The 26,723-nt window shown below is 44.1% G+C and carries 24 protein-coding genes and 6 pseudogenes; 21 read left to right on the top strand and 9 right to left on the bottom strand.

What is annotated here, in order from left to right:
- Nucleotides 1-26: 26 nt before the first annotated feature.
- The 7 genes from WKT11_RS14485 to WKT11_RS14455 form a co-directional block, all read right to left on the bottom strand.
- Complete coding sequence (locus WKT11_RS14485; protein WP_117677332.1) at nucleotides 27-572, bottom strand: hypothetical protein; 546 nt, start codon at nucleotides 570-572, stop codon at nucleotides 27-29.
- 68 nt (nucleotides 573-640) lie between these two features.
- Complete coding sequence (locus tag WKT11_RS14480; protein ID WP_340285133.1) at nucleotides 641-1,846, bottom strand: hypothetical protein; 1,206 nt, start codon at nucleotides 1,844-1,846, stop codon at nucleotides 641-643.
- A 40-nt stretch (nucleotides 1,847-1,886) separates the two neighbouring features.
- Complete coding sequence (locus tag WKT11_RS14475; protein WP_013378569.1) at nucleotides 1,887-2,474, bottom strand: hypothetical protein; 588 nt, start codon at nucleotides 2,472-2,474, stop codon at nucleotides 1,887-1,889.
- 30 nt (nucleotides 2,475-2,504) lie between these two features.
- Nucleotides 2,505-2,963, bottom strand: coding sequence for a hypothetical protein (locus tag WKT11_RS14470; RefSeq protein ID WP_002592082.1), 459 nt, complete (start codon nucleotides 2,961-2,963; stop codon nucleotides 2,505-2,507).
- Between the two features lie 80 nt (nucleotides 2,964-3,043).
- Nucleotides 3,044-4,156, bottom strand: coding sequence for a hypothetical protein (locus WKT11_RS14465; RefSeq protein WP_004613374.1), 1,113 nt, complete (start codon nucleotides 4,154-4,156; stop codon nucleotides 3,044-3,046).
- A gap of 74 nt (nucleotides 4,157-4,230) precedes the next feature.
- The gene (locus WKT11_RS14460) at nucleotides 4,231-4,818 is read right to left on the bottom strand and encodes an ABC transporter permease (RefSeq protein WP_117677330.1); all 588 of its coding nucleotides are present in this window, start codon (nucleotides 4,816-4,818) and stop codon (nucleotides 4,231-4,233) included.
- Nucleotides 4,815-5,624 carry a ribonuclease III gene (locus WKT11_RS14455; RefSeq protein WP_340285121.1) on the bottom strand — a complete coding sequence of 270 codons (810 nt, stop codon included), beginning with the start codon at nucleotides 5,622-5,624 and terminating at the stop codon, nucleotides 4,815-4,817. Before WKT11_RS14455 ends, WKT11_RS14460 begins: the two co-directional genes overlap by 4 nt.
- Nucleotides 5,625-6,361: 737 nt before the next feature.
- Here WKT11_RS14455 and WKT11_RS14450 point away from each other — a divergent pair.
- The 8 genes and pseudogenes from WKT11_RS14450 to WKT11_RS14415 all read left to right on the top strand — a co-directional run bounded on the left by WKT11_RS14450 (nucleotide 6,362) and on the right by WKT11_RS14415 (nucleotide 11,147).
- Nucleotides 6,362-6,592 carry a helix-turn-helix domain-containing protein gene (locus tag WKT11_RS14450; RefSeq protein ID WP_002571063.1) on the top strand — a complete coding sequence of 77 codons (231 nt, stop codon included), beginning with the start codon at nucleotides 6,362-6,364 and terminating at the stop codon, nucleotides 6,590-6,592.
- Between the two features lie 84 nt (nucleotides 6,593-6,676).
- Nucleotides 6,677-7,894: a tyrosine-type recombinase/integrase gene (locus tag WKT11_RS14445; protein ID WP_117677328.1), complete on the top strand. Its 1,218-nt coding sequence runs from the start codon at nucleotides 6,677-6,679 to the stop codon at nucleotides 7,892-7,894.
- Nucleotides 7,895-8,042: 148 nt separating this feature from the next.
- A pseudogene (locus WKT11_RS14440) lies at nucleotides 8,043-8,492 on the top strand (tyrosine-type recombinase/integrase); the annotation flags it as partial.
- Nucleotides 8,493-8,621: 129 nt separating this feature from the next.
- Nucleotides 8,622-8,840, top strand: a pseudogene (locus WKT11_RS14435) (LPD16 domain-containing protein); the annotation flags it as partial.
- Between the two features lie 31 nt (nucleotides 8,841-8,871).
- Nucleotides 8,872-9,018 (top strand): annotated as a pseudogene (locus WKT11_RS14430) (transposon-transfer assisting family protein); the annotation flags it as partial.
- Nucleotides 9,019-9,128: 110 nt separating this feature from the next.
- Nucleotides 9,129-9,920, top strand: a complete 792-nt coding sequence (locus tag WKT11_RS14425) for a CPBP family intramembrane glutamic endopeptidase (RefSeq protein WP_117677325.1) — start codon at nucleotides 9,129-9,131, stop codon at nucleotides 9,918-9,920.
- A gap of 223 nt (nucleotides 9,921-10,143) precedes the next feature.
- Nucleotides 10,144-10,344, top strand: a pseudogene (locus tag WKT11_RS14420) (type IV toxin-antitoxin system AbiEi family antitoxin domain-containing protein); the annotation flags it as partial.
- A 170-nt stretch (nucleotides 10,345-10,514) separates the two neighbouring features.
- Entirely contained in the window at nucleotides 10,515-11,147 is a 633-nt protein-coding gene (locus WKT11_RS14415; RefSeq protein WP_242986909.1) for a DUF1016 N-terminal domain-containing protein, read from the top strand.
- Between the two features lie 40 nt (nucleotides 11,148-11,187).
- Here the strand turns inward: WKT11_RS14415 and WKT11_RS14410 are convergent, their stop codons facing one another.
- On the bottom strand, nucleotides 11,188-11,544 hold the full coding sequence (locus WKT11_RS14410; RefSeq protein WP_117677323.1) for a helix-turn-helix domain-containing protein: 357 nt from the start codon (nucleotides 11,542-11,544) through the stop codon (nucleotides 11,188-11,190).
- A 709-nt stretch (nucleotides 11,545-12,253) separates the two neighbouring features.
- Between WKT11_RS14410 and WKT11_RS14400 the strand changes: the two genes are divergently transcribed.
- The 7 genes from WKT11_RS14400 (at nucleotide 12,254) to WKT11_RS14370 (ending at nucleotide 20,094) form a co-directional block, all read left to right on the top strand.
- Nucleotides 12,254-12,832, top strand: a complete 579-nt coding sequence (locus WKT11_RS14400; RefSeq protein ID WP_117677322.1) for an MptD family putative ECF transporter S component — start codon at nucleotides 12,254-12,256, stop codon at nucleotides 12,830-12,832.
- Nucleotides 12,832-13,569: an energy-coupling factor transporter transmembrane component T gene (locus WKT11_RS14395; RefSeq protein ID WP_117677321.1), complete on the top strand. Its 738-nt coding sequence runs from the start codon at nucleotides 12,832-12,834 to the stop codon at nucleotides 13,567-13,569. The genes WKT11_RS14400 and WKT11_RS14395 overlap by 1 nt, the downstream gene beginning before the upstream one ends.
- A 4-nt stretch (nucleotides 13,570-13,573) precedes the next feature.
- A complete protein-coding gene (locus tag WKT11_RS14390) occupies nucleotides 13,574-15,109 on the top strand; it encodes an ABC transporter ATP-binding protein (protein WP_117677320.1) in 1,536 nt (511 codons plus the stop codon).
- Between the two features lie 94 nt (nucleotides 15,110-15,203).
- Entirely contained in the window at nucleotides 15,204-16,061 is an 858-nt protein-coding gene (locus WKT11_RS14385; protein ID WP_181977732.1) for an AraC family transcriptional regulator, read from the top strand.
- A 121-nt stretch (nucleotides 16,062-16,182) separates the two neighbouring features.
- Nucleotides 16,183-17,964: an ABC transporter ATP-binding protein gene (locus WKT11_RS14380; protein WP_117677318.1), complete on the top strand. Its 1,782-nt coding sequence runs from the start codon at nucleotides 16,183-16,185 to the stop codon at nucleotides 17,962-17,964.
- On the top strand, nucleotides 17,957-19,708 hold the full coding sequence (locus WKT11_RS14375) for an ABC transporter ATP-binding protein (RefSeq protein WP_118138061.1): 1,752 nt from the start codon (nucleotides 17,957-17,959) through the stop codon (nucleotides 19,706-19,708). The genes WKT11_RS14380 and WKT11_RS14375 overlap by 8 nt, the downstream gene beginning before the upstream one ends.
- A 17-nt stretch (nucleotides 19,709-19,725) precedes the next feature.
- Nucleotides 19,726-20,094 (top strand): metal-dependent transcriptional regulator, encoded by a 369-nt coding sequence (locus tag WKT11_RS14370; protein ID WP_117677316.1) that lies wholly within the window; start codon nucleotides 19,726-19,728, stop codon nucleotides 20,092-20,094.
- 106 nt (nucleotides 20,095-20,200) lie between these two features.
- Here WKT11_RS14370 and WKT11_RS14365 read toward each other — a convergent pair whose 3' ends face one another.
- Entirely contained in the window at nucleotides 20,201-20,362 is a 162-nt protein-coding gene (locus WKT11_RS14365) for a hypothetical protein (RefSeq protein WP_015529866.1), read from the bottom strand.
- Nucleotides 20,363-20,580: 218 nt separating this feature from the next.
- Between WKT11_RS14365 and WKT11_RS14360 the strand changes: the two are divergent.
- The 6 genes and pseudogenes from WKT11_RS14360 to WKT11_RS14335 all read left to right on the top strand — a co-directional run.
- Nucleotides 20,581-20,829: pseudogene (locus WKT11_RS14360) on the top strand (sigma-70 family RNA polymerase sigma factor); the annotation flags it as partial.
- 406 nt (nucleotides 20,830-21,235) lie between these two features.
- On the top strand, nucleotides 21,236-21,859 hold the full coding sequence (locus WKT11_RS14355) for a TetR/AcrR family transcriptional regulator (protein ID WP_117677314.1): 624 nt from the start codon (nucleotides 21,236-21,238) through the stop codon (nucleotides 21,857-21,859).
- A gap of 109 nt (nucleotides 21,860-21,968) precedes the next feature.
- Nucleotides 21,969-23,741 carry an ABC transporter ATP-binding protein gene (locus WKT11_RS14350; RefSeq protein ID WP_117677313.1) on the top strand — a complete coding sequence of 591 codons (1,773 nt, stop codon included), beginning with the start codon at nucleotides 21,969-21,971 and terminating at the stop codon, nucleotides 23,739-23,741.
- Between the two features lies 1 nt (nucleotide 23,742).
- A complete protein-coding gene (locus tag WKT11_RS14345) occupies nucleotides 23,743-25,476 on the top strand; it encodes an ABC transporter ATP-binding protein (RefSeq protein WP_117677312.1) in 1,734 nt (577 codons plus the stop codon).
- Nucleotides 25,477-25,495: 19 nt separating this feature from the next.
- Nucleotides 25,496-26,302 carry a class I SAM-dependent methyltransferase gene (locus WKT11_RS14340; protein WP_117677311.1) on the top strand — a complete coding sequence of 269 codons (807 nt, stop codon included), beginning with the start codon at nucleotides 25,496-25,498 and terminating at the stop codon, nucleotides 26,300-26,302.
- A 218-nt stretch (nucleotides 26,303-26,520) separates the two neighbouring features.
- Nucleotides 26,521-26,723 (top strand): annotated as a pseudogene (locus WKT11_RS14335) (hypothetical protein); the annotation flags it as partial.

The raw sequence follows: 26,723 nt of genomic DNA, 5'->3' as shown, positions 1-26,723 counted from the left end.
TCCTATATAAATTCTAATTTCTGGTTTTACTTAACTTTAGTGTAGCTCTCCATACTAAAAGTTTCTAAATCAAACACTACCGCAGCAACACTGTCCTCATTTTCTTCAATAAGCCATAAGCGAGTCCATAAGGTTTGGTCGTTCATATTGGTAGCAGTTTTATCCTCACCATCGGTAATGATTTTTTCAGGATCTAATTTTGTTACAAAAATGTTTTCAGGTTTAAGACCTGGCAGGCTGCTCTTAAGTTCCTCCTCTGTTAGTCCTGCTATATCCATTGCTTCAGCACCGTTATAATACTCAACATCTCCGTACCAGTAGTTATCGTTAACATTCTCGATGGATTTTAACCACATAAACTTATCGTCAACGAATTTATAACCAGCACCAGAGCCGGTATCTATTTCCCATGTTCCTTGTATCAGTGCATTATCATCGTTATTACCTTTGCTGTCAGTAGTACCGGCGCAAGCGGTAAGCCCAAATAGTGTAAAACAGATCATCAGAATAGCTGCTGCAATTCTGAAAAACCCACTTTTGCGGTATTTAATCATATTCATATCATAGTTCATAGGTAACCTCCAAGTTATATCCTCTTTATTTTCGTAAGCCTTTCTCCATTGAAATTGAAGAAAACCTTTTATTCCCGTTCCCGTCTACTCCGTTTTTTCTTTCGGGGATCTGGCGGCGGGGAGAAGGTCTGAATATAGTCCTGCCGGATCGCTATCACATCCTGAGAAAGAAAAGCAGCGACACGGTCCTGTTCGGAAGTTTGCTCTGGGAAAAAGGATGCAAATTTCTGTGCCAGCTGTTCTTCTTTTTCATACAGTTTAAGTGTGCCTTCGTATCCAATCAATTCTTTCAGCACAGCAGTAAACTCCGTGTACCGGTCCCCTCGAATATCCAGATCGACCTTTGCTTTGGCAGTCATGCCGTTAAGGTAAAGTACCTTCAGGGAAGTATGGTTCCTGAACCGATTCATTGTGAACCATAAAGCCAGCTTTTTTGAGAGTAGCTTACCGCCAATCAGCATCCAGTTCTGGCTTTGGTATATTTCCAGATACTTTTTCATGCCCTCATCTTCAAACTCTATTGGTTCAAAATGTTCTCCATCCAGCAGCTGTTCCAGCTGATTTTTGCTGAGAATCTGATTCAGTACCGGTATGTTCCGGTAAGGCGCGCAGATATAGCGTCTCATTTTCTGAAACAGCGCCACAACCAGAACTGCTGTACCAAGTAAAAACAGGAAAAGCTCTCCGTCCATTTCGATTTTTCCAGTTGCCGTTACCCAGATGCCACGCAGAACCAGCACGACGCCAAAGCCCCACAGCCCGAAAATCAGCAGCTTTTTCAGCGGATGAAAATGAATCCATTCAATGATCTGTACCTGTTGTTTGCCGCTCATAGGTTCATCACGCAAAAGTCGGCGGGCGATCCACTGATTCAACAGTTGTGGAGTCCATGCAACTCCAAATAGAAAAACTGCAATACCGGCATAAAGGGCAATCCCGATCCAACCAATATCCAGATAAGACTCCAAAAGCAGTAAAAGGATAATTGGCAAAATCATAGTAAGAAAAAACGGTAAAAATGATTTTTTGCGTCCCTTCTGGAGATTGAGGTCATTGAGCGCAGAAGTAATACACAGGGCAAAAATCATCACAGCCGATATCCCGCCAGACACCCAGTTTTTAAGGTCACCGAAACGCATCACATGCTCGGCTTTGTGCATATTCGGAAATTTCCCGGTAATACCCGCATAGAGACAAAATCCCAAATAAGCCAGAGCCAAAAGTGCCCCTACCAGCTTCAAAATTGTTTTTCCTGAAAGTTTTTGTTTCTCCATCTTCGTCGTTTTCCTATAAAATCACTGTTCCTGTGTCAATTTATCCTTCTGTATCCCAAACAAAGCTATCTACCATGTCTCTGGCGGCCTGTTCGGTGGTTTCTGATCCGCTGAAATTTGTAAGCTGGATCAGGCAGAACCCGTAATCCTTTACAATATAGTATTGCGTGGTGACAATATCGCCCTCGTCGATAGTAAAGATATACAGTAGATCTCCCTGCTCGGTATAGGTTCCATCCCCGTTCAGTTGTGCTTCAATACCATCCAGCTGCATCAAAATCTGTTGGACGATCGCATCCCGGAACTGCTCATGCTCCTCCAGACTATATTTGTTCTTTCCTACATGGATGGATATGTTGTCCGGCTTTTCATCATTTTCGTGACCTTCCTCTATGTAGAAAATCTGCGAATCAGTAGAATGCTTCTCAGATTTCTCCCATCCCTCCGGGACGGTATAACTTCCGGGAATCGCATGATCTTCAGATGATATTTCGGTTTCGGAAGAAGAGGGTTTCTGCCGATCCGCCACAGATTCATCAGAGGGAGATTGTGGCGATGAAGCCCCATTTTTGCCGCATCCAGCAAGGAGCAACACCATAGTTAATAACACAATTAAGATTTTTTTCATACTCTGATTCCTCTCACTTTATAATACTGGTTATCCGAGTTTGGAAACAATCTGGCAGAACATCTCAACATTTTCTTTCTGCCCCTGAATATCAGAGCCAATCGCATTGTTCATCAAAGAAATTTTCATTTTTTCTTTTCCAAAATGCAGCATTACGACTTTTCTTCCGGGCAGCAGCCCACCCTTGACTTCTGCCTTTGTTATGCTGCTTAAGGGCAGAGAAAGCCGGTTTTCAATTTTTGAGACATTGACGGAATTTACAATGACCATATTCAGGTGTTTCTCGGTAACTCCCAGATAGCAGTAAGCATTGCTCAGTGCGCCTAATGCAGCGGCAGCACCCCCCGTCAGTGTAGAAAGTCCTCCAATCAGTGCATAGGTATCAGCTCCGGCCATGATGACCGCCCATAACTTGCACTGATAGGCTTCGTTTTCCTTCAAAATGGCTTCCAGCATTTCATTTTTATCTTTTTCATTCATTGTAAGCATAATTGTTCCTCCTAATTATTGTTTTAAGTTGAGAACGCCGGATGCAATCCTTTGATAGATGCACCCGGCGTTCAAAAGCATTAGTCTGCTTTCAAATTTTTGTCCAGGATCACCAGTTCGCCGTTGCGTTCAATGATACCAGGCTGAACCACGACGATTTTCAGACCTTCCTGCAATTCCAGATACTGTGAAGCATAACCCCAAACCTTGACCTGATCGCCTTCCTCAAGCTCAATGGCAGTGCTTACAGTACCATCTTCATTCAAAATCTGGTTAGCAATACAGTAGAGCTGGCCGGTTGTATCCTCTGCGATGTAGAGAGACACATCCGAAGCGAGCGGCGTTCCGGCAATAGATTTATATTCACCGACTTCTTCGCCCCAAATAGTACCTTCACTGTAAAATCCAACGACCATATTTTCTTCATATCCCTCGATGATCGCATTGAAATCCTGAGCATACGGCTCCATCTCGGCTTTTGTAGTATCCTTGTAAGCGGCAATCTTTTCATTAGATGCCTGTTCTTTTACCTCTTGCGGCTGATAATCCTTGTATTCAAAAACATTGTCCGAAGCAAGCGTGATTGCTGTGTAGTCATCATCCAGAATGACTTTATAAACAGCAATTTCATCATCATCAACAGTACGATTGATGTCGATATTTCCTGCGGAATTCAGTTTATATCCGTCTACACCTTCCAGCGCCTTTTGTAAAGCTGCGTTGGACATCGCACAGTTGATCCCATTGAGCGTTACAAAGAAATCAGGATTTGGTTGATCCTTATCGGCAGAGTATTCCAGTTCTACCACCGTTCCGCCCTCAGCAGGCTTGCATGGCTCTGTCCCGGCATTTACGATTGCAACATCTATTTCCTGATCGTCTTTGGAAAGTTCCCCATAAATACGCTCGCCGGGTTGCAGAGAAACCTCTGCTGCATCATATTCTTCCGTTTCCAAACTCCATCCGGCTTGTATCAGCTGGGAAGTTTCCAAAGGAAGCGTATAGTAAGTACCATCCAGTACGAACTCAGGTGTCCCGTCATTTTTCAGCTGAGACAGAATGGCCTCATCCGTACAGCCTTTATCGCTGCCCGCAGCTGCCGGAGCTGATGTCTGAGGTTTTGAGCCGCATCCGGCCAGCATACTGCATACCAGCACACATCCTGTCAGTAAAGCAATCCATTGTTTTTTCATAAGCGTAAATCCTTTTTGCGATTCTATCAAATTTGTTTTATGTATGAACAACTCATATCCTATATAAAGGTCGATTATGCCCCTATCAGCGTCATGACCACATAGAGTACGATAAGCAGGAGCGCAAGACACATTGCACAGAAAACGGCAATCGTCGTTTTGACCCTGTGCCGCTCCTTTAATGTCAGAACCATCATTGCAAGTACATCAAAGGAAAAGAAGAACTGGCAGATTCCAGCTAAAACCGCCAACCATTTCGGATGTATGCCGTCTTTGCATGACTTTATCAGATAAGCGATAGCATAGGGAGCTGCCCCTAATAGAATCCCGTATCCAAAAATCAAAAAAACAATGGTTACCAGTCCGAACAACGCCATCAGCGGCAATGGGAAGAATGCCATCAGCGTTACATATACAGTGATGCTCCCTCCGATCAGGTAGAACGGGATTAGTCCATACTTGATAATCAAAGTGCAGTTCAGCAATGTTTTTCTCGACCACTTTCTTCCTACGGTCAGCACAACAATCAAATTGACGATCCCCATAATAAAGGGCAGAAGGATCGATACTATCTGCAATGTGATTGCATTGCCAAAATGAACTGCCAAAAGAAAGAATGTATAAGACACAATTACATAGAGTACCGGGAGGATATAAGTCATTTAGCAGCCTCCTTTCTGCGCCGGATCAACCAGAGAATCAGCCAGATCAAGCAGACTGGGAACGAGAACAAGCCCAAAATAAAAACTCCGGCTCCAAACGATCCAAGGATTGAGTCCCCGGTGGCGATATTGCTGATGATTCCGAACAGTGCCAGACCAACGCTGAAAGAGAGCCAGCAAAAGAAAGCATATTTACTCTCTTTGGCGCTTGCGGGTATTCTTGATTCTCCCTTTTTATTTCCAAGCTGGGTTTTTAGCTGTTCGCTTAGAAGTCGTTCCTGCTTCTCTAATTCAGTGTCTCCGATCGCCCTTGCGTAATCTTCACGAAGTAGGTGATACCCCAGTTTATCCTGCGTATTTTTTGCTCGATGCAAAAACTGCTCCAAAGTTTCTTCCGCTTCTGTCCAGCGCTGTTGTTCCAGCAGAGCGGAGAACCAGTTCGCTGTAATGATGTTTTTGGAATGCTTGCTGAGTGCCCAAGGACGCCAGCGATCCAATCCCTGTTTCAAATTCTCAAGATTATGGTCGCTTTGATACGCCACCACATAGGGGTTAAGTTTCTTTGCCAGCCAGTGTTCATATTTGCAATATGCGAAAAAGCATAGAGCAAGCAGCGCAAGAAACACTACAACAGCAATCCACATAGTCTCGTAAGAAAAAAAGTGATCATATATCAGGCACGCAGCTCCGGAGAGAGCCGCAATGCTGAAAATTGGCCATGGATTTCTCATAATAGCAATATCTCCAATCATCTGTTTGAATAAAGATTCCGATATGGTCAAATTGTCATATCTATATGCAAACATTATAGCATTTGCATGATCTTTCGTCATCATTTTTCTGCTGTATGGCTAGGAATTTGATTGTAAACAAATTATGAATAAATTTAGCTAAAAACTATTTTCGTTCTTTCTTAGATTGTACTACTAATCAGAGTGGAGATAAAACTGGATAAGTTCTTGTTTTGCATCTTATAACAAAAATATTTTGATAAAATTTCGTTTGAAGCGCCTGTTTTTTGCTCTTTTTGTCAGAGTTAATAAGAAGGAGAAGTTTTCCCCCTTCGACAGCACTTTGACAATTTCATAGACAGCATAACAGGTACATAACCCGTGTACGAGCGAGTGTGGAACGCCGCGAAGATGGAGCAGCCAGGGAGGTGATGAACAAAGCTGTTTCGGAGCGATCTACGATTTCACAAAGCGGATGGTGGCAAATCCGGCGCGAGGACTGCACGGGGGCTTAAAGATACTTCCTCACGGCCTCCTAAAGACTTGGGGGGAACCCTGCGGCGCACGAGTAAAACGACGTTGCGGAGTTATGACAACCGCGCCAGCGGAGACCTGTTATGTTCCCATCGTCAGGGTTGCGTGGCAAATGTGACGAGAATTGAGTCATATTAAAATAGGAAGCGATTACTTTCTTTGTTGGTCGCTTTCTATTCAAAATCAGATACCATGCGCTGGCAGTTTCGGCTGCCAGCGTATTCATGTGATTTTGAAAGCACGATGATAACCTTGATAGATTGGAGGGAATATGGTCTATGGAAAAACTTATTACACGAAAAGAAGCTGCTGAAATCTTAGGAATCAGCATAGCAACGCTGGATGCCGCCCGTAACAACGGCTTGATCTCTTATGTGCAGTATGTTCAGAATGGCTGTGTGTATTTTACTGCGGCGGGTCTTCAGGAGTATATCGCAAAATGTACGCACAGGGCAAAGCCTGTTGAGAGAAGCACAACCTACCGTAAGCCTCGAAGCGGAAGATCGTGAGCCGGTCCGTATCCTTGATGGAATCAGAGATGTTTGATAAAACAAAGGTACAGCGCTGGAGATCTTTTTTAGGAGGTGGAGGAATTGGCAAATAGAAAAATAATGCTTCCCCAATATGGCACAGTTATGAAAAGAGGTGTCCTATATTATAGGACGAGAATCAAAGATGCGAATGGAAAGCTCGTAGCTCTCTACGCAAAAACACCTGAAGAACTATATAACAAAGAAACTCTTGCGTTGGAACAGATTGAGAATGCTACTTTTCATCGGAAAACGCCCACAGTTGCAGAGTATTGTGAAAAGTGGCTGCTGATGCAGTCGGTTCATGTACGAGCCACTACCTTGACGGATTACACTTCAAAGGTCAGGCGACATATTATAGCGGAATTGGGAGATAAACGGATGGGCGAGGTTAGCCTGGATGATATTCAGCTTGCCCTTGTTCCAGTTTCCAAGAAATCTACATCGGTTTATAAATCTGTGGTAATCCTTTACAAGTCTATCTTTCGCGCAGCGATGGAAAGCAGGATTATTGACCATAACCCAACGATTTATCTGACAACAAAAGGTGGCGGTGTTCCACAAGAGGAGCGTCAGGCTTTGACAGATGAACAGGCAGAGCGCCTTTTGGATGCTATCCGAAATTTGCCGCCTTATGTCTTTGTCATGATCGGTTTGTATGCGGGTCTGCGCCGGGAAGAAATTCTTGCTCTGCAATGGGATTCAGTATATCTGGATACGGATACTCCATATCTGACGGTAAGGCGTGCATGGCACACCGAACATAACAGACCGGTGATTTCGGATGAATTGAAAACAAAGGCAGCGGAGAGAAACATTCCTCTCCCCATCTGCTTGGCAGACTGCCTGAGAGAAGCAAAGGTAAATTCCACTTCGGAGTATGTTGTTCCAAATCGGGATGGCGAACCGTTGTCCTATACGCAGTTTAAGCGGCTGTGGCAGTATGTTGTTACGAGAACGGTCAAGGAACGGAGCTATTATCGGTATGAAGATGGAAAAAGAGTAAAGCATACTGTCACACCTGTCTTGGGAGAAAAGGCCGCTCATAACGGAAAAGTGGTTTACAGCCTGGACTTTGAGGTAACACCCCATCAGTTGCGGCATACTTACATCACCAACCTTATTCATGCGTCGGTAGATCCCAAAACGGTTCAATACCTGGCAGGCCATGAAAGCAGCAAGATTACAATGGACATCTATGCAAAGGTTAAGTATAACAGGCCGGATGAGCTGGTCAGATCAATGAGCTGCGCGTTTGCAAGCTGGGACGCAGCACAGTAATAATAAAATAGGAAGTAAAGCAGGAGCGAGGCAAGGATGTCTCGCTCTTTGTTTTACATCAGCCGTATCTTTGATTAAATCGAGGCTTTCTGATAAAAAGAGAGTGTAGATACGGAGACTACACATTATCAAGAAAGGACGATCAAAGATGGCAAAAAAGAAAACACAGATCCCGAAGTACGGAACCATTACATTGAAAGGAATTCAGTATTACAGAACCAGGATTACGGATGCAGATGGCAAAGAGTTGAGTTTGTATGCCGCTACTTGTGAAGAATTGTATGAGAAGCAGTTAGAGGCCCGGAAGCAGGTGGAAGAAATTATCTTTCACCGGCAGCACCCGACAGTAGCCGAGTATGGAGAGAAGTGGCTGCTGATGCAGTCGGCAAAGGTGTCTGCGTCTACACTCAGAGGTTATACGAGGGATATGACAAACTATATCATCAAACCCCTGGGAGAGATGTATATGGAAGAAGTGACTGCTGACGATATTCGGCTGGCTATTGTTCCATTGTCAAAGAAATCAGAAGGCTTATACAATAAGGTCTCAAAGCAGCTCGTAGAGCTCCACAGTTCAGCAAGCGATAATCGACTGCTCAGACTATATCAAAAGGTTTACAAACCCCGGAAAATCAAGGTTTTCCGGGGTTTTCTTATACCTAAATGGGCTGATATAGTTTAACCAAATTTGGCATAACGAGAGCCGATTTCACCCAATTTTTAGTGGTCCGCATGGGACTATACCCTTTATGATGCCGCGTCCATGAAAGAGCTGGATGGCGGTCAGCTGGACACACTAGGGCTTTCCCGCAAAAATGCAGTTCTCCAGATTTGTGATGATAACGATCCGGACAGCACTTTGCTCAGACACGCATCCCTGTCTATGATCGAGACCTTGCAGGATCAGCTGAAAAACCAGCCCAAAGCAAAACATAAAAAGACAGCACCCAAAAAGAGTGCGGAAAGGGAGCTTTGATATGGGAAACTTTACTTTTGAAGAAATGAACCTGATGTGCATTTACAATACCGGCAGCCGTACCGGGCTGATTGACAGCCTGCGTGAAATGCGCGGCGAGCTTTCGCCGGAGGAAACGGAACTGAGGGAGCTGACCGACAGCTATTTATTCTACTATTTTTTCAAGTAGAGTTTTACTAAAAAAGGATGTAGCTCCTTGACAAGATGATGTATAATGTACTTTGTGTAAATTAGAAAGCACCAAGGAGTTTTAGAAATATGAAAAAGCTAATAGAAGTATCATTAAAATCTATCATTTTCTTTGTTGGATGGGCAATTTGCGCATCAGTTATACCGATTCCTGATATTGACAATGCAGCGTTGTGGAGGTTTTTTGCAGAACTAATACCGTTTTTAGCGATTGTTGTTATGACCGTCATTTTGGGGTTTGTAGATCATAAAAAAACCAAGTTACATCTCACACAACGCCCTGTCTATAATAGTACATTAGGAGGGATAGTGGGACTAAGCTGGTTAGGTATATCTGTTGGTATTTTGCTTTTTACCGGGTCTGCGCGGATAGAAGATACTAATCATATTTCTATGCTTTGGCTCTGGATACTATCAGCCTTTATCAACACAATTATGCAGGAAATGTTGGTTCGTGGTTATCTATATCAGATGATAAAGAGAAACTACAATGCAGTTGCGGCAACTGTTGTGTCTACCATGCTGTTTACTTTTGCACATGGAGGTGCTTTTGAAGCGGGAATTCTCCCTGTTTTGAATGTTTTGACAATGAGTTTGTTTATGACAGCAGTTTTGGAATATACAAATTCTTTGGTTGCTCCTATAATCGTTCATTTTCTCTGGAATAGTGTAGGAGCGATTATTTTGGGAGGAGTATCACTTGCAGAGGACTATCCGCATTTGTTTAATATGACATTCGGTGGCAATCAACTGCTATCTGGTGGAATTTATAAAATTGAAGGCAGTGTTGTAGTATTTGTTTTGAATGTGCTTATGATAATTGGATTTATTGTGGCAAAGAAAAAGAAGAATATTGCATAAGAAGCCATAAAGCAACAAGCAGGAAATCTTTTAGGTTTCCTGCTTTTCTTTTACCCAAAAACCGAAAGGAGGACAGAATACCATGCCAACCAAAGCTGAACTATATGCACAGATGGCGGACAAGGTGGCAACACATCTCACGGGGAGCTGGCAGGAATGGGCGGGGTTTCTCACCACTGCTTCCCGCCTTTACAAGTACCCGTTCCATGAGCAGCTGATGATCTATACCGTACCGGTTTATGATATGGAGCGAACGATCTGTGATTTGCTCAGAAGCCGAAGTAGAATTGAAATTCAAACATTTCAGGGGGCATTGAAAGCGTATGCTCGTAGAAAAGATAAGAACCTGCGAGCTTTAATGCAATATGCTGGGATGTTTAAGGTGGAAAAGATTTTACGGCAGTATTTGGAGGTGCTTTTATGATAAAAAAAGACAGATTGAAGTCATTGACACTCAGAAAAAGAGCCGAAAGAGATTTTGATTGAAGATTTTGCAGAAAAAATGCAAAATCAATCAATAGATATTGATTTGAGAGTTTTTATTGATTCCGTGGTATAATATTTTAATAGCACCTAAAGTAAGGAGGGTACAAAATGGATAACAATTTGCAAATAAATCAAAATGCAGAACAGACCTATCATTCCATTCGCCAGTCTATTGTATCAGCACAGCATAGGTTAAGTGCTGCGGTGAACTCCACAATGGTAATAACTTATTGGGAGATTGGGGAACAGATTTATAAAGCGTGTGGAGAAAATGACAGAGCAGAATATGGAAAGAAGCTGCTTCAGTATTTATCTGAACAGCTAACAGCAGAATTTGGGAAGGGATTTAGCGTACAAGGACTGCGTAATATGAGGCAATTTTATTGCACCTTTCCAAATCGCTCCACACTGTGGAGCGATTTAAGTTGGTCACATTATCGCCTTTTGATGCGTGTACCAGATGAACAGGCACGAACCTTTTATATGGAGGAATGTGTAAAGTCTGCGTGGAGCGTCCGGCAGTTAGAACGGCAGATCAACACGATGTACTATCAGAGAATTTTAGCAAGCCAAGACAAAGAAGCTGTTTCAAAAGAAATTCAAACAACAGAACCGAAACCTGAATATGAAAAAATAATCAAAGATCCTTATGTGATGGAATTTTTGCAGATTCAGCCAGATACCCATGTGTATGAGGGTGAACTGGAACAGGCATTGCTTGCCTCTTTTCTCTGGAAATAAAAAGAACCAGTGAGAGAATCGTTAAATTTCACTCACTGGCTCAATTCATTTCAAATTTCTCGGACAACTCTGTTAGCTCTTTTACCGTTTCCTGTGTGTGATGCAACAGGGTGTCGCGCATTTCTGGCGGACAGCTGGAATAAAGCATTTTCATCTGATTGACACCCTCATCCTCCAGAGAAATATCTGGATTTATAAGCGTATCTAAAGAGATGTGCAGGACCTTTGCCAATGCTCTCAAAATCAAATAGGAAGGATTCGTTTTCCCTTTTTCGATATTGGCGATTTGCTTTACAGAAACATGGCTCAGATCAGAAAGTTCCTGCTGTGTCAGCTCTTTATTCTTTCGTGCTTCCCGCATTTTCTGCCCTAAAGCAGTTAAATCATCAATCGGCATAATCGTTCACCTCAAATATACTTTATCGTTCCGATTTGCACAAAGGAATAACCTTATTGTGCTTGAGAACAGGACTGATTATGCTGATTCCTTTCTGATAACATGGTTGCTCCATGATTATGGCGTTTCCGGCTACTAATTGAACTATGAGGATGAATTGCAGATTTCAGCTTTTAGTTCGTTGCCAAACGAGAATGATATAGAATGCGGTAGGGAGGCTAGCAGTTTTATCCGCTCATCTATGAGCCGTTTTTTATTCTCTGTAACATAAAATTTCATCTGGATATTCCGTTTCCGGTTCGCCATGCGCCGCCTCCGTTCTTCATAAGGGTTTGGGATTATCCCAACAAGCATTTTTCATTTTCGGGCAAGGGACCTGAAAATCTGAAAAATCGCAAGCGGGTACTGGCTTGCTGTGCTTGCTATCGAAACCCTACCTTCTATTTCTCCCTCTACTAATACTACAATTTGAAGCGGAGATTTTGGCTGTTTCCATTTCAAATTATGCAAGAACCGCCTCTGTTCAATGTTGAATAGTTCTATGTTCACGCACACACGCAGGCAATCACTCCCCGTAAAGATAGCAAAGCAAAGTAATTGTCTATTTGGAGCGAAAATGCCTTTTTGGAGAAGAAACATACTGACATATCTGCTATACTGAAATGCGGTTAGTTGGTGCTAACACAAAAGCAAACAGGAGGACCAAATAATGAATAAACTACAAGGAAAAGACCTTATCAATGTTGGAATCTTCACTGCGATCTATTTTGTGGTGATGATGGCGATTGCCATGCTGGGATTTATCCCTATTTTTCTTCCGCTTCTGATCGTGCTGGTTCCGCTGATTGGCGGAATCGTAATGATGCTGTATTATTCTAAAGTCCAGAAGTTTGGAATGGTATCGCTGACAGGACTGATCTGCGGTATTTTAATGTTGCTGACCGGCATGGGGTATTGGAGCATTATTACCGGTGCCGTGTTCGGTGTCCTGGCTGATCTTGTTTTGAAATCCGGCGATTATAAGAGTGCAAAAAAAGGAATCATATCGCATGGTGTTTTTTCTATGTGGATCATCGGAAACTACATCCCTATTGTTGTAACACGGGACAGCTACTATCAGCAGCTGATCAGCGGTTATGGACAAGAGTATGCAGATTCCATTATGAGCTATATCTCGGCATATACGCTCCCCCTTCTTTTGATTGCCGGGTTCGTTTGCGGCGTGATCGGCGGTGTGATCGGCCAGAAAATTTTCAAAAAGCACTTTAAGCGTGCGGGTATTGCATAATGCGCCGTGAATTGTTAGCAAGCAAAAAAAAAGAAACCGGCCTGTCGTTAGACCCTCGGACAAAGTTGGCATTGCTTATCACGATTGCCCTCTTTGTCTTGAGCGGTGGAGGTGGGGCTGCTTCTAAACAGTTTGCTCCTATTTTGGCTGCTGTTCCATTGATCCTGCTGCTCACGGAAAAATCGTGGAAGGGAACGGTTATCTATTTTGTTTTATATGGCGGCAGCTATATATTGCAACTATGGGCGCTCCCCCACCTGTCCGGCCTTCCTAACTTTCTTGTTGTTGCAATCTGCGGTTTCTTTATGCGGTTTGTGCCGGGGATTATGATGGGATACATCACGGTCAGGACAACGACGGTCAGCGAGTTTGTTGCCTCCATGAAGAAGCTGCATTTACCGGAGCAGATCATCATTCCTATGTCCGTGATATTCCGATTTTTCCCTACGGTTGTAGAAGAATATAATGCCATAGGGGACGCTATGAAAATGAGAGGAATCCGTTTTGGCGGGGGCAAAGCCAGTGCAATGCTGGAATACAGGCTTGTCCCTGTCATCATGTGTTCCGTCAAGATCGGGGAAGAATTAAATGCGGCAGCCCTGACAAGAGGATTGGGCGGTCCGGTCAAGAGGACAAACATCTGCGAGATCGGCTTTCATGTGCAGGATGTTTTTTTCCTGCTGCTATGTGTGGTGGCTTTTGCAATTCCTATTGTCACGATGATTACAGGGAGGTAGGTCTATGATCGAATGTAAAAAAGTTTCTTTTTCCTACCCTCCAAATGAAACTGACATTGGGGACAGGGAAGGACACGGAACATTAAGAAATATTGACCTGTCTATTAACGACGGGGATTTTGTACTGCTCTGTGGAACATCGGGCTGCGGTAAAACCACACTGACACGGCTGTTTAACGGACTGATTCCTCATTATTACGATGGAAAGCTGGAAGGCACTGTCATGCTTGATGGAGAAGATATGAGCGGGCTTTCCCTGTTTGATATATCAAAAAAAGTGGGTTCTGTTTTTCAGAATCCACGTTCTCAATTTTTTAATGTGGATACGACCAGCGAAATTGCCTTTGGATGTGAAAACCATGGATTGGAAGAAGCAGAAATCCGAAAGCGGGTAAAACTGGTCTCAGAGCAGTTGAACCTTACAAATCTACTGGACAGAAGTGTTTTCTCCCTTTCCGGTGGGGAAAAGCAAAAAATCGCCTGTGGATCTGCCGCCGCTGTGGAACCGGATGTATTTGTTTTGGACGAGCCATCTTCCAACCTTGACGCCTATTCCATCGCTGATTTTCGGAAACTGTTAAAAATATTGAAGTCACAGGGCAAAACAATTATTATTGCGGAGCACCGGCTCTACTATCTTTATGATCTGGCAGACAGGATCATATATTTAAGCGACGGGGAAATACAAGGGGATTATACTTTGCCGGAATTTCAGTTGATTCCGGCGGCGGAAAAAGCTAAAATGGGATTACGGCCTCTTGGCCTGGGTGAGTTTGCAGACATTGAGCCTGCCAGTCTACATTCAGGGCAGGGGATATGGAAACTGAACCACTTCCATTTCGCATACAGGAAACAGCTGGAAACGCTTTCTCTGGAAAATATAGAGCTTCCTGCCGGAAATGTAACGGCGGTCATCGGGCACAATGGAGCCGGAAAAACGACACTATCCCGTTGCTTATGCGGATTGGAAAAAAGATGTAAAGGTATCCTCGAAAAAGAAGGTACTTCCTATTCAAGCAAACAGCGGCTGAAGATATGCTATATGGTCATGCAGGATGTAAATCATCAGCTTTTTACGGAGAGCGTTTTAGAGGAAGTCCTGTTAAGTATGCCGGGGAAAGATTCCGATGAATCGCCTGAAAATGTGGCAAAGGCAGAGGCTATCTTGACAGAAATGGATTTGCTCCCGTACAAAGCCTGCCATCCGATGGGGCTTTCGGGAGGGCAAAAACAACGTGTGGCGATTGCTTCTGCGATTGCCTCTGAACGTCCGGTTATACTATTTGACGAACCTACCAGCGGCCTTGATCTCTTTCATATGAGGCAGGTGGCCGATTCGGTCAAAGGACTTGCCGATTCAGGAAAAACCATTGTGATTGTGACCCATGATCCTGAATTTATACTCAGGTGCTGCAATTATGTGATCCATCTGGAAAACGGCAGATTGGAAGAAAACTATTTCCTCCAGGATACGGAAGGACGGGAACGGTTATTTAATTTCTTTATGATGGAAGGAGGCGGCGGAAATCAAACTGTTTGATGGTAAAATAAACTGCGGCTCAAATGTTAAAAATGTCATTGAAACTGAGGATTGCGTTGTCCTGCAGCTTTTTGACGAGAGCGGCGAGGGAACCATGACAGCCCACAAAATTTTTGATGGCGCTTTTGTGATGTATAGCGATATGCACCTGAAAGAATGTACCTCCTACTTTCAGAGTAGTACGGACAGTTCGCTTCTCTATATAGACCATTGCAGGGAGGGACGGATCGAAAGCGAGATTGACAATCATGCGTATAGCTATTTGCAAGAGAATGAGATGCGTGTGGATGACCGGCGTTCCCATTCGGGACGGTTCTACTTTCCACTCTGCCACTATCATGGGATGACCCTGGGATTTGATCTGGACATTGCTGTGCCGGCGCTGAAAGACTTTTTTGGCGGATTTTCTGTTGATTTGTACGAGCTTCAAAAAAAGTATTGCAATGACAAGAAACCGTTTGTGATTCATAATGAGCCAGGAATTGAACATATTTTTTCAGAGCTTTACTTTGTCCCGCAGCAGATCAAAGGTGACTACTATAAAGTAAAAGCCCTGGAGCTGCTTTTATATCTGGACGCTTTGCAGTTTTCTGATTCCAAAGAAGATCGCCCTTATTTCTATAAAGGGCAGGTAGAAAAAATCAAAGCGATCCATGATCTTATTACGGCAAATTTGCAGGAGCATTACACGATGGATGAATTAGCTGAACGATTCCAGATTTCATTGACGGGGATGAAAACCTGCTTTAAGGAAATATACGGAGATTCCATGTATTCCTATATTCGCCGTTATCGGATGAACGTTGCTGCCACAATGCTCCGACAGGATTCCAAAAAAGGGATTGCGGAAATTGCAGGAGTTGTGGGATATGAAAGCCCCAGTAAATTTGCAACAGCTTTCCGGCAGGTGATAGGGCAGACGCCGATGGAATACCGAAAATCTTTTTTCTAAACGGTGCATAAATGCCGTTTTGGAGAGGAAAGAAGAATTGAATACTGCTACAATGAGGATGGTTAGCAAAGACTACCCATCCTTTTTTCTTTGCTGACTAAAAAGAAGGAAGGTGATTGTAATGAAGCAGCAAAAAGATAATTGGGTGAAAATTCTGTTTTCCTTCGCCGCACCATGCAAGGGGAAAATGGCTCTTTCGGTATTCTGCGCCATTCTGAGCGTTGCAGGAGGGTTTATTCCTTTTTGGGCTGTATATGAAATCCTGCTGGCATTTATCAATCAGAATGTGACCCTGAATGGCATTCTGATTTGGTGTCTGGTTGGAGCAGTGGGCTACCTGCTGCGGGTTGCCTGCCATGGAATCTCTACGATCCTGGCGCATATTTCAGCCTATACCATTTTGGAAGGAATCCGGCTTAAAATTGCGGACCGGCTGATGAAAGCGCCTCTCGGCGAAGTGATGGGGCGGCGAATCGGCTATCTGAAAAATATCATCATGGATAAGGTGGAGGATTTAGAGCCGCCTTTGGCACACATGATCCCGGAATTGACTTCTAACCTCCTACTCCCTGTTGCAATTTTTACCTGGATGATGGTCATTGACTGGCGCATGGGATTGGCGGTTCTGATTGCTCCGGTGCTGGCCATGATTCCTATGTTTTTCCTTATGAGGAATTATAACAGTCAGTACGCCGCTTATATGGAGGCAAATAACCATGTCAACAGTATTATTATTGAGTATGTGGAAGGCATCGAGGTTGTAAAGGCTTTTAATCAAAGCACAAGCTCCTATGAAAAATTTGTTAATGCTGTCCAGTCGTTCAAAGAGTTTACCCTGGCATGGTTTAAGAGCACATGGAAAACGATGAACCTGATGATGGCGATTATGCCCACAACGCTACTGGGGGTTCTTCCTGTCGGCCTTCTGCTGGTACAGAATGGAAGTATTTCCCCCGCAGAGCTTGCAATGGGGATTATTCTTTCCCTCAGCATTGTTGGGCCGTTGATGAAAGCAACCACTTTCATTAACGAAGCAAAGTCTATGGAATATGCAGTAGAGGCGGCAAATGAACTTTTGAACCTGCCTGTGCTGCCGGATTCAGGGAAAATCGTATCCATACCCCGCAATGATATTGTGTTGGAGCATGTAACCTTTTCCTATGACGGCTCCGAGCAAAATGAAGTACTGCATGATGTAAACTTGGAATTGCCAGAGGGAAGTTTTACGGCACTTGTAGGACCGTCTGGCGGCGGTAAATCAACGATTGCCCGTCTGATTGCAAGGTTTTGGGACGTGACAGGCGGCAACATTACCATTGGGGGGAAGAATATCAAAGAGTTGTCTATACGCCAGCTTTCCGAACTGGTCAGTTTTGTGACACAGGATAACTTCCTGTTTAATTGCTCCCTGAAAGAAAATATCCGTCTTGGAAATCCAAACGCCACAGATGAAGAAGTATATGCGGCGGCGAAAGCGGCCTGCTGTGATGAATTTATTGTGCGTTTGGACAAAGGATATGATACCCCTGCCGGTGATGCCGGAAAGAGGCTGTCCGGCGGCGAAAAACAGCGAATTGCGATTGCGAGGGCAATCCTCAAAAATGCTCCGATTGTTATTTTGGATGAAGCGACAGCATTTACTGACCCGCAGAACGAAGATAAAATTCAGAAATCTATCATGGCGTTATCAAAGGGTAAAACTCTTCTTGTGATCGCCCACCGCCTTTCCACCATTCAGAACGCAGATCAGATTGTCGTGTTGAAAAAAGGCCGGATTGTGGATTGCGGAAAGCAGGAAGAATTGTTGAAGCGGTGTCCGCTTTATGCGGATATGTGGAAAGCCCACATCGGGGCGAAGAATTGGTCTGTGAGTGAAAAGAAGGAGGTGGCCGCTCATGTTTAAGTCTATGAAACGGATCATTAAATGGGCGGGGAAATATAAGGGACGCCTCTATCTTGGCTCTGTTTTTTCCTTTTTCAGCAGCCTGTCTACGGCGATCCCTACAATGGCTGCCGCTTATGCCCTTGATAAAGCAATCGCAGCTTATTGGGCAGGCAACACAATAGAATCCTCCCTGATCTGGCAGATGCTTTGGATTATTGTTGGCTCGATTGCGCTTAACTTTCTACTCTCTTATTTGCGGGCGGTGTTGCAGGAAAGCATTGGTTATGAAGTAGCCGCAGGGCAGCGAATCCATTTAGGCGATGTGCTGAAAAGGGTTCCTCTGGGATATTTTTCCAAAAACAGCGTGGGCGATATTCTGACAGGTGTTACCACGGAGCTATCCACACTCGAATTGCAGGGAATGAAGATGGTTGACATCATCATCAACGGATATGCAAAGTTTATTGCAATTCTCCTGTGTTTCCTTTTCCTGAGTCCAGCCGCAGCAGTGATTTCTGTTGTCGGCGTTGCCTTTTCCTCATTGGCCTTACATGGTATCAGCAGGCATAGTGAAAAGACCGCTGCTATCACGCACCAGGCCATGGAGGATATGTCTGGCTCTGCGATTGAATATATCCGCGGGCTGTCCATCGTTAAATCGTTCGGACAGGAAGGGGCTTCTATCGAAAGTTTCCGCAAGGCAAATACGGATTTGAAAAATATTCATATCAAAGTAGAAAAAGGCTATACGCCATTTAACTGCTTGCATCTGTTCTCCTTAAAACTGGCATCTATGGGGATTGTGTTTATCTGTGCATGGCAGACACTTAACGGGCAAATGAGTCTTGCTTATTTCCTGATGTTTGTTCTGTTTTCTTTCGTAATCTTTGGAAGTGTGGAAAACATTAACGACGCGGCTCACATGCTGGGTCTTATAGATTCCGCTATGAATAAGCTGGAAGCTCTGGAAAATGCAGAATATATCGACCAGGACGGAAAAGATATTACACCGACCTCGTATGACATTACTTTTCAGGATGTATCCTTTGGTTACGATAAACGGACTGTATTGCATGATGTGAATTTCACGATTCCGCAGAATACCACAACAGCGATTGTAGGTCCCTCCGGGAGCGGCAAGTCTACCCTGTGCAGCCTGATTGCACGCTTTTATGATGTTGACGCCGGAAAAATCACTTTAGGAGAAACAGATATTCGAGAATTTACCTGTGACAGCTTACTAAAAAATATCAGTATGGTGTTCCAGAATGTATATCTGTTCCGGGATACGATCCGTAACAATATCAAATTCGGCAGCCCGGACGCTTCGGAGGAACAGATGATTGCCGCTGCAAAAAAAGCGCGCTGCCATGACTTTATTATGGCCTTGCCAGATGGATATGATACCGTCATTGGTGAGGGCGGTTCTTCTCTTTCCGGCGGTGAAAAGCAGCGGATTTCGATTGCCAGAGCCATGCTGAAAGATGCGCCGATTGTTATTTTGGATGAGGCCACGGCCAGCATTGACCCAGAGAATGAGCATTTGATTCAAGAGGCTATTTCCGCACTGACACATGGTAAAACAATCATAACGATTGCCCATAGACTGGCGACGATTGAAAATGCGGATCAAATTCTTGTCATTGATGGTGGAACCGTCGTGCAGAAAGGAACCCATAAGGAATTGCTGGCTCAAAGGGGAACCTATCAGGAATTTATTAAGATTCGGGAACAGGCTGAGGGCTGGAGGATTCAACAATAAGCATAAAGGAGGAACTGATGAAGATTCATGCGTCTGGGGAGGATTATCTGGAGGCTATCCTTGTTCTACAAAAGAAAATGGGCATGGTCCGCTCCATTGATCTTGCCCGGCACATGGGCTTTAGCAAACCGAGTATCAGCCATGCGGTAGGCGTTTTGAAAAATGGAGGTTTTCTGACCGTGGCTGATGATGGGTTCCTTCATCTGACCGTCATAGGTCGGGAGATTGCCGAGAAAATCTATGAACGCCATTTGTTTTTTATGGAGCAGTTTGTCGCTGCTGGCGTCGATCAGGAAACAGCGGAACAAGACGCCTGCCGGATTGAACACGCCATCAGTGATACATCTTTCCGAAAGCTGAAGGAGAAAGTACAAGGAACCGATTAGCGCACATCGGCTCCGCTCTGCATAATAAGTTATCTGCCCCGTCCGGGGAAAGAAAAAAACCGTTGACTGGGGCAGATAATTTCGTGCGCTATTTTAAGGTTTGAATTCAATCGGCGGTTTTGAAGGACAATTTCAGAGCCGCCGTTTCTTTGCGTTTACACAAACTAATGACGACTTGCAGGGACACGGTAGCCGCTTGGAGGTTAATTTGCCGTGTCTCTTTTGCTTTTTCAAAGCTCCCATGATCTACATCAATTAAAAAAAGCATTGCCCCTCCTCCGGGCAAGTATAGCATCGCATCGGCATTATCGTTCCATGTGATTCAGCATAATAATGACTGTTCTTGGCGCGCCAGTTTCCCATTGCGGGAATCTGGCGTTTTTTGTAGCCTTTTTTTCGGAGATAATCCGGCTGTATACCGGTGTCGTTCCCCACCTCCATTCGATTCACTCGTCAATCACCCGTGAATCGAAATGGAGGTACAGAATGAAGAAAATTAACCTTCGGGAATTTTATCCTGATGTTTATACAACAGATTTTTTTGTAGATGTGACAGAGGAAGTAATGGAGACTATTCGAGCAGCCGAACGTGCGGAGGCTGCGTATGAGCGAAAGATGTATCGTTATAAAGCACAGTATTCTCTGGATTGCGAGAATGGCATTGAAAATGCGGTGCTGTTAAAGCCGCAAACACCGGAGATCATCAAACCTCTGGGAGAGATGTATATGGAAGAAGTGACTGCTGACGATATTCGGCTGGCGCTTGTTCCATTGTCAAAGAAATCGGAAGGCTTATATAATAAGCTATAAATGAGCAAGTTCGTGATTTTGCATAAAAAGAAAGACACTTTAAATCGTTTGTGTTGTATAATGAAAGTAACCAAACAAACATTGCAACATTTACGAAAGAAGGTGCCTCTCGCAAATACTATACATCATTCTACATTCATATACAACCAGTTGAAGAAATTAAATTTATGCAAATCTTTTTCGGTGTTACTGTTCACACCTCGCGGGATATTACCAGTGAACAGTAACGTTTGGATTGCTATTTTTATGCAACTGTTTCTTGCTGCTCTTGACAAAATGATTTTTAGAGATTATAATTATAACAGTGCTATATATCACTGTTATATAGGAGGTGTGCAAAATTAACGGAAATGGAACGACTTTAGAAAATATCCACCGGGCAGCGAAAGAAGAATTTTTAGAAAAAGGATATAAAGACGCTTCCCTGCGGAATATTGTGAAATCCGTGGGAATGACTACCGGAGCCTTTTACGGATATTACAAAAGCAAAGAAGAACTTTTTGAAGCCATCGTTGGTGAACATTATGAATATATTCGTAACCGTTTTATAAAGGCACAGCAGGAGTTCGCCGAACTACCAGCTGCCCAGCAGCCGGAAGTCATGAGTGATATTTCGGGAATCTGCATGTACGATATTCTCTATTATGCGTACGAACATTTAGAGGAATGTAAACTGATCCTCTGCTGTTCGGAAGGGACAAAATTTGCCGGGCTAATTGATGAAATGGTGGAGATTGAGGTAGATGGGACGCATGCCTATCAGGATGTCTTAAGGCAGCTTGGACGGCCCTCTCCGCATATCGATCCTTCGCTGGAGCATATTCTGATCACCGGAATGCTTCATACTTTTTTTGAATTGATCATCCACGAAATGCCGCTCAAAGATGCCGAAAACTACGTTAGAGAAATGCGCGCCTTTTATACAGCGGGATGGATGAAAATTATGGGGCAGTAATGCCTTATAATTTTTGCCTGTAAGTTAGCTATAGCTAACATAAATTCGGATATTGAAGAACATAGACGTGTTCTCTTTATCATAAACACAAAGAAAAGGAGGAATTTTTTTGAAAAAACAATCCAATTTATCACGCCTGCTGGAAATTGCAGGCAGCCATAAGTACCTGACCTATGCTTCCTGGGTGCTTTCTGCAATCAGTGCCCTGATTGCTCTGGTGCCATTCTATTACATCTGGAAAATAATCAAGGAAGTACTGGAGGTGGCACCAGATTTTGGCCAGGCACAGAACCTGACTGGCAATGGCTGGATGGCAGTATTGTTTGCTGTCCTGGCGGTGCTTGTCTACATAGCCGGGCTTATGTGTTCCCATTTAGGGGCATTTCGTATTGCCACAAACCTGCGTATCCAGACCATGGAGCATATTGTTAAGCTTCCTCTTGGATTTGCCGAGAGTTTTGGCAGCGGAAAACTGCGCAAAATCGTCAACGAATCCAGTGCAGCCACCGAAACCTATCTCGCTCATCAGCTTCCCGACAGAGCCAATGCCATTGCAACCCCCTGCGGTCTTTTGGTGCTGTTGTTCGTGTTTGACTGGAGACTGGGACTGTTGAGCCTTGTTCCGGTTGTGCTGGGCTTTCTGATTATGATGGCAATGACCGGAAAGCAGATGCAGGAAAAGATGAAAGAATACCAGAATGCGCTGGATGATATGTCCAACGAAGCGGTAGAGTATGTCCGCGGTATTCCGGTGGTAAAAACATTTGGCCAGACGATCTTTTCCTTTAAGAAGTTTAAAGACTCCATTGACCGCTATAAAGTATGGGTGATCGCCTATACCAAGCAGCTTCGGATACCGATGATGTTCTATACAGCTGCGATCAACGGAGTTTTTGCCACACTGATCGCCGGAGGACTGTTGCTGACACAAGACGGTGTGACTTCCGGTTTCTTACTGGATCTCATTTTCTATATCATTATTACGCCGGTTATTTCTGTTACACTGACACGCATCATGTTCCAAAGTGAAAATGCCATGATCGTAGATGACGCTTTACAGAGAATTGACAGCGTTTTGCATTTGAAGCCTCTGGAGGAAACCAAACACCCAATGCATCCGCAAAACGCTTCCGTGGAACTGAAATCGGTTCATTTCAGCTATGACGGAGAAAAAGAAGTATTAAAAGATATTTCACTGACCATTCCTGAAGGACGAACCGTAGCTTTTGTCGGCCCGTCCGGCGGTGGTAAAACAACCCTTGCCAACCTGATTTCCCGATTCTTTGATCCCCAGAGCGGAATGGTAACAATAGGTGGTGTCAATGTGAAAGACATCCCGAAGGAGGAACTCATGAATACGGTGTCTTTCGTATTTCAGAACAGCCGTCTGATCAAGGCGTCCATTCTGGAAAATGTGCGTATGGGGAAACCGGAAGCTACCCGTGAGGAAATTTTGGCTGCCCTTCATCACGCACAGTGCGATGATATTCTGGAAAAACTCCCACAGGGTGTGGATACGGTTGTCGGTACAAAGGGTGTCTATCTTTCCGGCGGCGAGCAGCAGCGAATTGCCATTGCCCGTGTAATGCTGAAAAATGCACCGATCATCATTCTGGATGAAGCCACTGCCTTTGCTGACCCGGATAACGAAAGCCGCGTACAGGCTGCTTTCTCAAGACTTTCCGAGGGAAAGACCGTGATTATGATTGCCCACAGGCTTTCTACCGTAACAAATGTGGATCAGATTTTTGTCATTCAGGACGGACAGGTTGCCGAGTGCGGGAACAGTCGTGAATTGCTTGCAAAAGACGGCATTTTCAGCCGTATGTGGAAAAATTATCAGACTTCCGTGCAATGGAAGGTAACAAAGGAGGTGCAGTGATATGATCAAAAAACTGCAGAAAAAATATGCCCTGTCTGAACAGGGAGCAAAAGACCTGATCAAAGGCTGCCTGGCCTGTGTCCTTCAGAATCTGTCTTTTATGTTTCCGGTGGGACTTTTATATTACCTGGTCAGCGATCTGATGAACGGGGGTGTTCCCGGTGGGAAAATTCCATTTTATGTGGCAGGCTGCGTGGTGTGTATCGGCTTGATTCTGCTGACCACTTTCTTTCAATACAATGCGACCTATTTTGCCACTTACAAAGAAAGCGGTATCCGCCGCATTACCCTTGCAGAGCATCTGCGCAAAATCCCCCTTTCCTTTTTCGGGAAAAAGGATTTAGCCGATCTTACCAGTACCATTATGGCGGATTGCACCTTCCTGGAGCAGAGTTTTTCGCATTTTATCCCTGAGCTTGCGGGTTCGATCATTTCTACGGTTCTGATTTCCATCGGTCTGCTCTTTACGGACTGGAGAATGGCACTGGCTGCCTTATGGGTTCTGCCGGTTGCCTTTGCGATTGTGGGATTTTCCGCAAAGATTCAGGAAAATCTGAATCAGAAAGCGATGGATGTGAAGATGGCCTGCGCAGACGGGATACAGGAGTGCATTGAAACGGTTCGTGACCTGAAAGCGAACAACGCGGAGCAGGCATATTTAAAAGGTCTGGAAAAGAAGATCCGTGCCGTGGAGCATCGTTCCATCCTCAATGAATTCGGCCTTGCTGTTTTTGTGGTTTCCGCATCGCTGGTGCTGAAGCTTGGTATTGCAACGGTTGCGCTGGCAGGAGCTGTTCTGCTCATGCAAGGAAGCCTCTCCGTGCTTACATTCTTTATGTTCCTTCTGGTAGTATCCCGTTTATATGACCCTCTGCAGGGCGCACTCCAGAATCTTGCGGCAGTCATCAGTACACGAACCAACATTGCCCGTATGAATGAAATTCTCGATCATCCGATCCAGCAGGGCAGCGACAGGCTTTCCAATCAGGGGTATGATATTGTCTTTGACCATGTTGGGTTTGCCTACAATACCGGAGAAACCGTATTGAAAGATGTTTCCTTTACGGCAAAACAGGGAGAGGTTACGGCTTTGGTCGGCCCATCTGGCGGCGGAAAAACAACCGTATCCCGGCTGGCAGCAAGGTTCTGGGATATTAACAGAGGAAAGATTACCGTGGGAGGCATGGATGTATCCCGAATTGACCCGGAAACACTGCTTTCTCTGTATTCCATCGTATTCCAGGATGTTACACTGTTTGACAATACGATTCTGGAAAATATCCGAATCGGAAACAAAGACGCCACAGATGAACAGGTCATTGCTGCTGCGAAACTTGCCAATGTGGATGAATTTGCGGAAAAACTGCCGGATGGATGGCATACCAATATCGGGGAAAATGGCTGTGAACTTTCCGGCGGAGAGCGCCAGCGTATCTCTATTGCCCGTGCATTTCTGAAAAATGCGCCGATCATTCTTTTAGATGAAGCTACTGCTTCCCTGGATGTGGAGAATGAAACTCTGATACAGACAGCCCTTTCTCGTCTGATCGCAGATAAAACGGTTCTGGTCATCGCCCACAGGATGCGTACCGTAGCAGGAGCAGATAAAATTGTTGTCCTTTCTGATGGCACCGTGGCAGAAGAAGGATCACCAAAGGATCTGGAAGAAAAGAATGGTGTATATGCCCATATGGTAAAACTGCAGACAGAAAGCCAGAATTGGAAACTTTCATAAAGAAAAAGGAGGGCTGGTTATGCAAAAATTAGGCGTTGTGGAGGATACCCTGTTTGTCCCTATGCTGGGCAGAATCTATGCCAGTGAGCATTGCCCGCAAATTTTATATGATAAAAAAGCATTGGAATTGAAAAATAAGCTACCCTCGGACTTGATTGAGCAGAATAAGCAGAACCAATATACCCTTTTGGCCTCTGCTTCCCGGTCTGCTAATATGGATCGGATTATTCGGGATTTTCTGGAACGCAGACCGAACGGTGCGATTGTCCAACTGGGTTGTGGCCTGGAGACAACCTATTACCGCTGTGATAACGGAAGGGCACGCTGGTATGCTGTGGATCTGCCTCATGTGATCGAATACCGGCGAGGGCTTCTTCCCGAACCGGAGCGTGAATGCTATATTTCCGGGAATGCCTTTGCAAAGGACTGGATCAAAAAAGTCCGCGATGAGGTGCTTGATACTCCGATTCTCGTTATTGCAAGTGGACTATTCCATTATTTTGAGGAAAATAAGGTCATTGCCCTTCTGCGTATGATTGGACAATTTGGAAATATGGAAGTTGTTTTTGATACCGTGAACAGAAAAGGCATGGCAATGATGCAAAAGAAGTACATGAGGCAGGTAGGCCATGCCGATGCGCAGATGTTCTTTTATGTCGATGCAGTGGAAGAACTGGCGGCAAAGATCGGGGGTAATGCAAAGGTGATTGCGGATGAACCATACTATCGTTACATCCCTAAAAACGGCTTAAAGATGTCCACGAAGGTCAGTATGGCGGTTTCTGATTGGTTCTGCATGGTGAAGATGATACAGTTGAAACTATAGATGCTTTTGCGTGGAAAAGAAAAGAGGTTAAATCTTGTTATAACATGTAATAAATGTTACCACAATCAACTCTACAATGATTTGTTTTCCAATAAATTAGAGCGATGATGTATTACTCAAATAAAAATTAAGCACAGAGTGATTCTTTCTAATTGGTAACTAAACTACTTAAAAAACTATTATATAATTAGTTTATATCAACTGATAGGGAGGTGGAAATGAGCATGAGTGAACTCCACAAACCAGAATGGTACGGGGAATGTGCTATAATTTCTGACAAATATAATGATTATGTTCAAATAAAATATAAATGCAATGGGACTGGAACTTTATATGATTACTCATTATTCCCTGGTATCAATTTAATTTTTATGGATTTTAACAACCGTAGCAAGAATTCTCTCACCTCTATAGGGACACC

Origin of the sequence: Blautia sp. HCN-1074 (genome assembly GCF_037890165.1) — a bacterium.
Lineage (GTDB): Bacteria > Bacillota > Clostridia > Lachnospirales > Lachnospiraceae > Blautia_A.
Note: the sequence above shows the minus strand (reverse complement) of the source record. Positions and strands in the feature narration are given on the sequence as shown.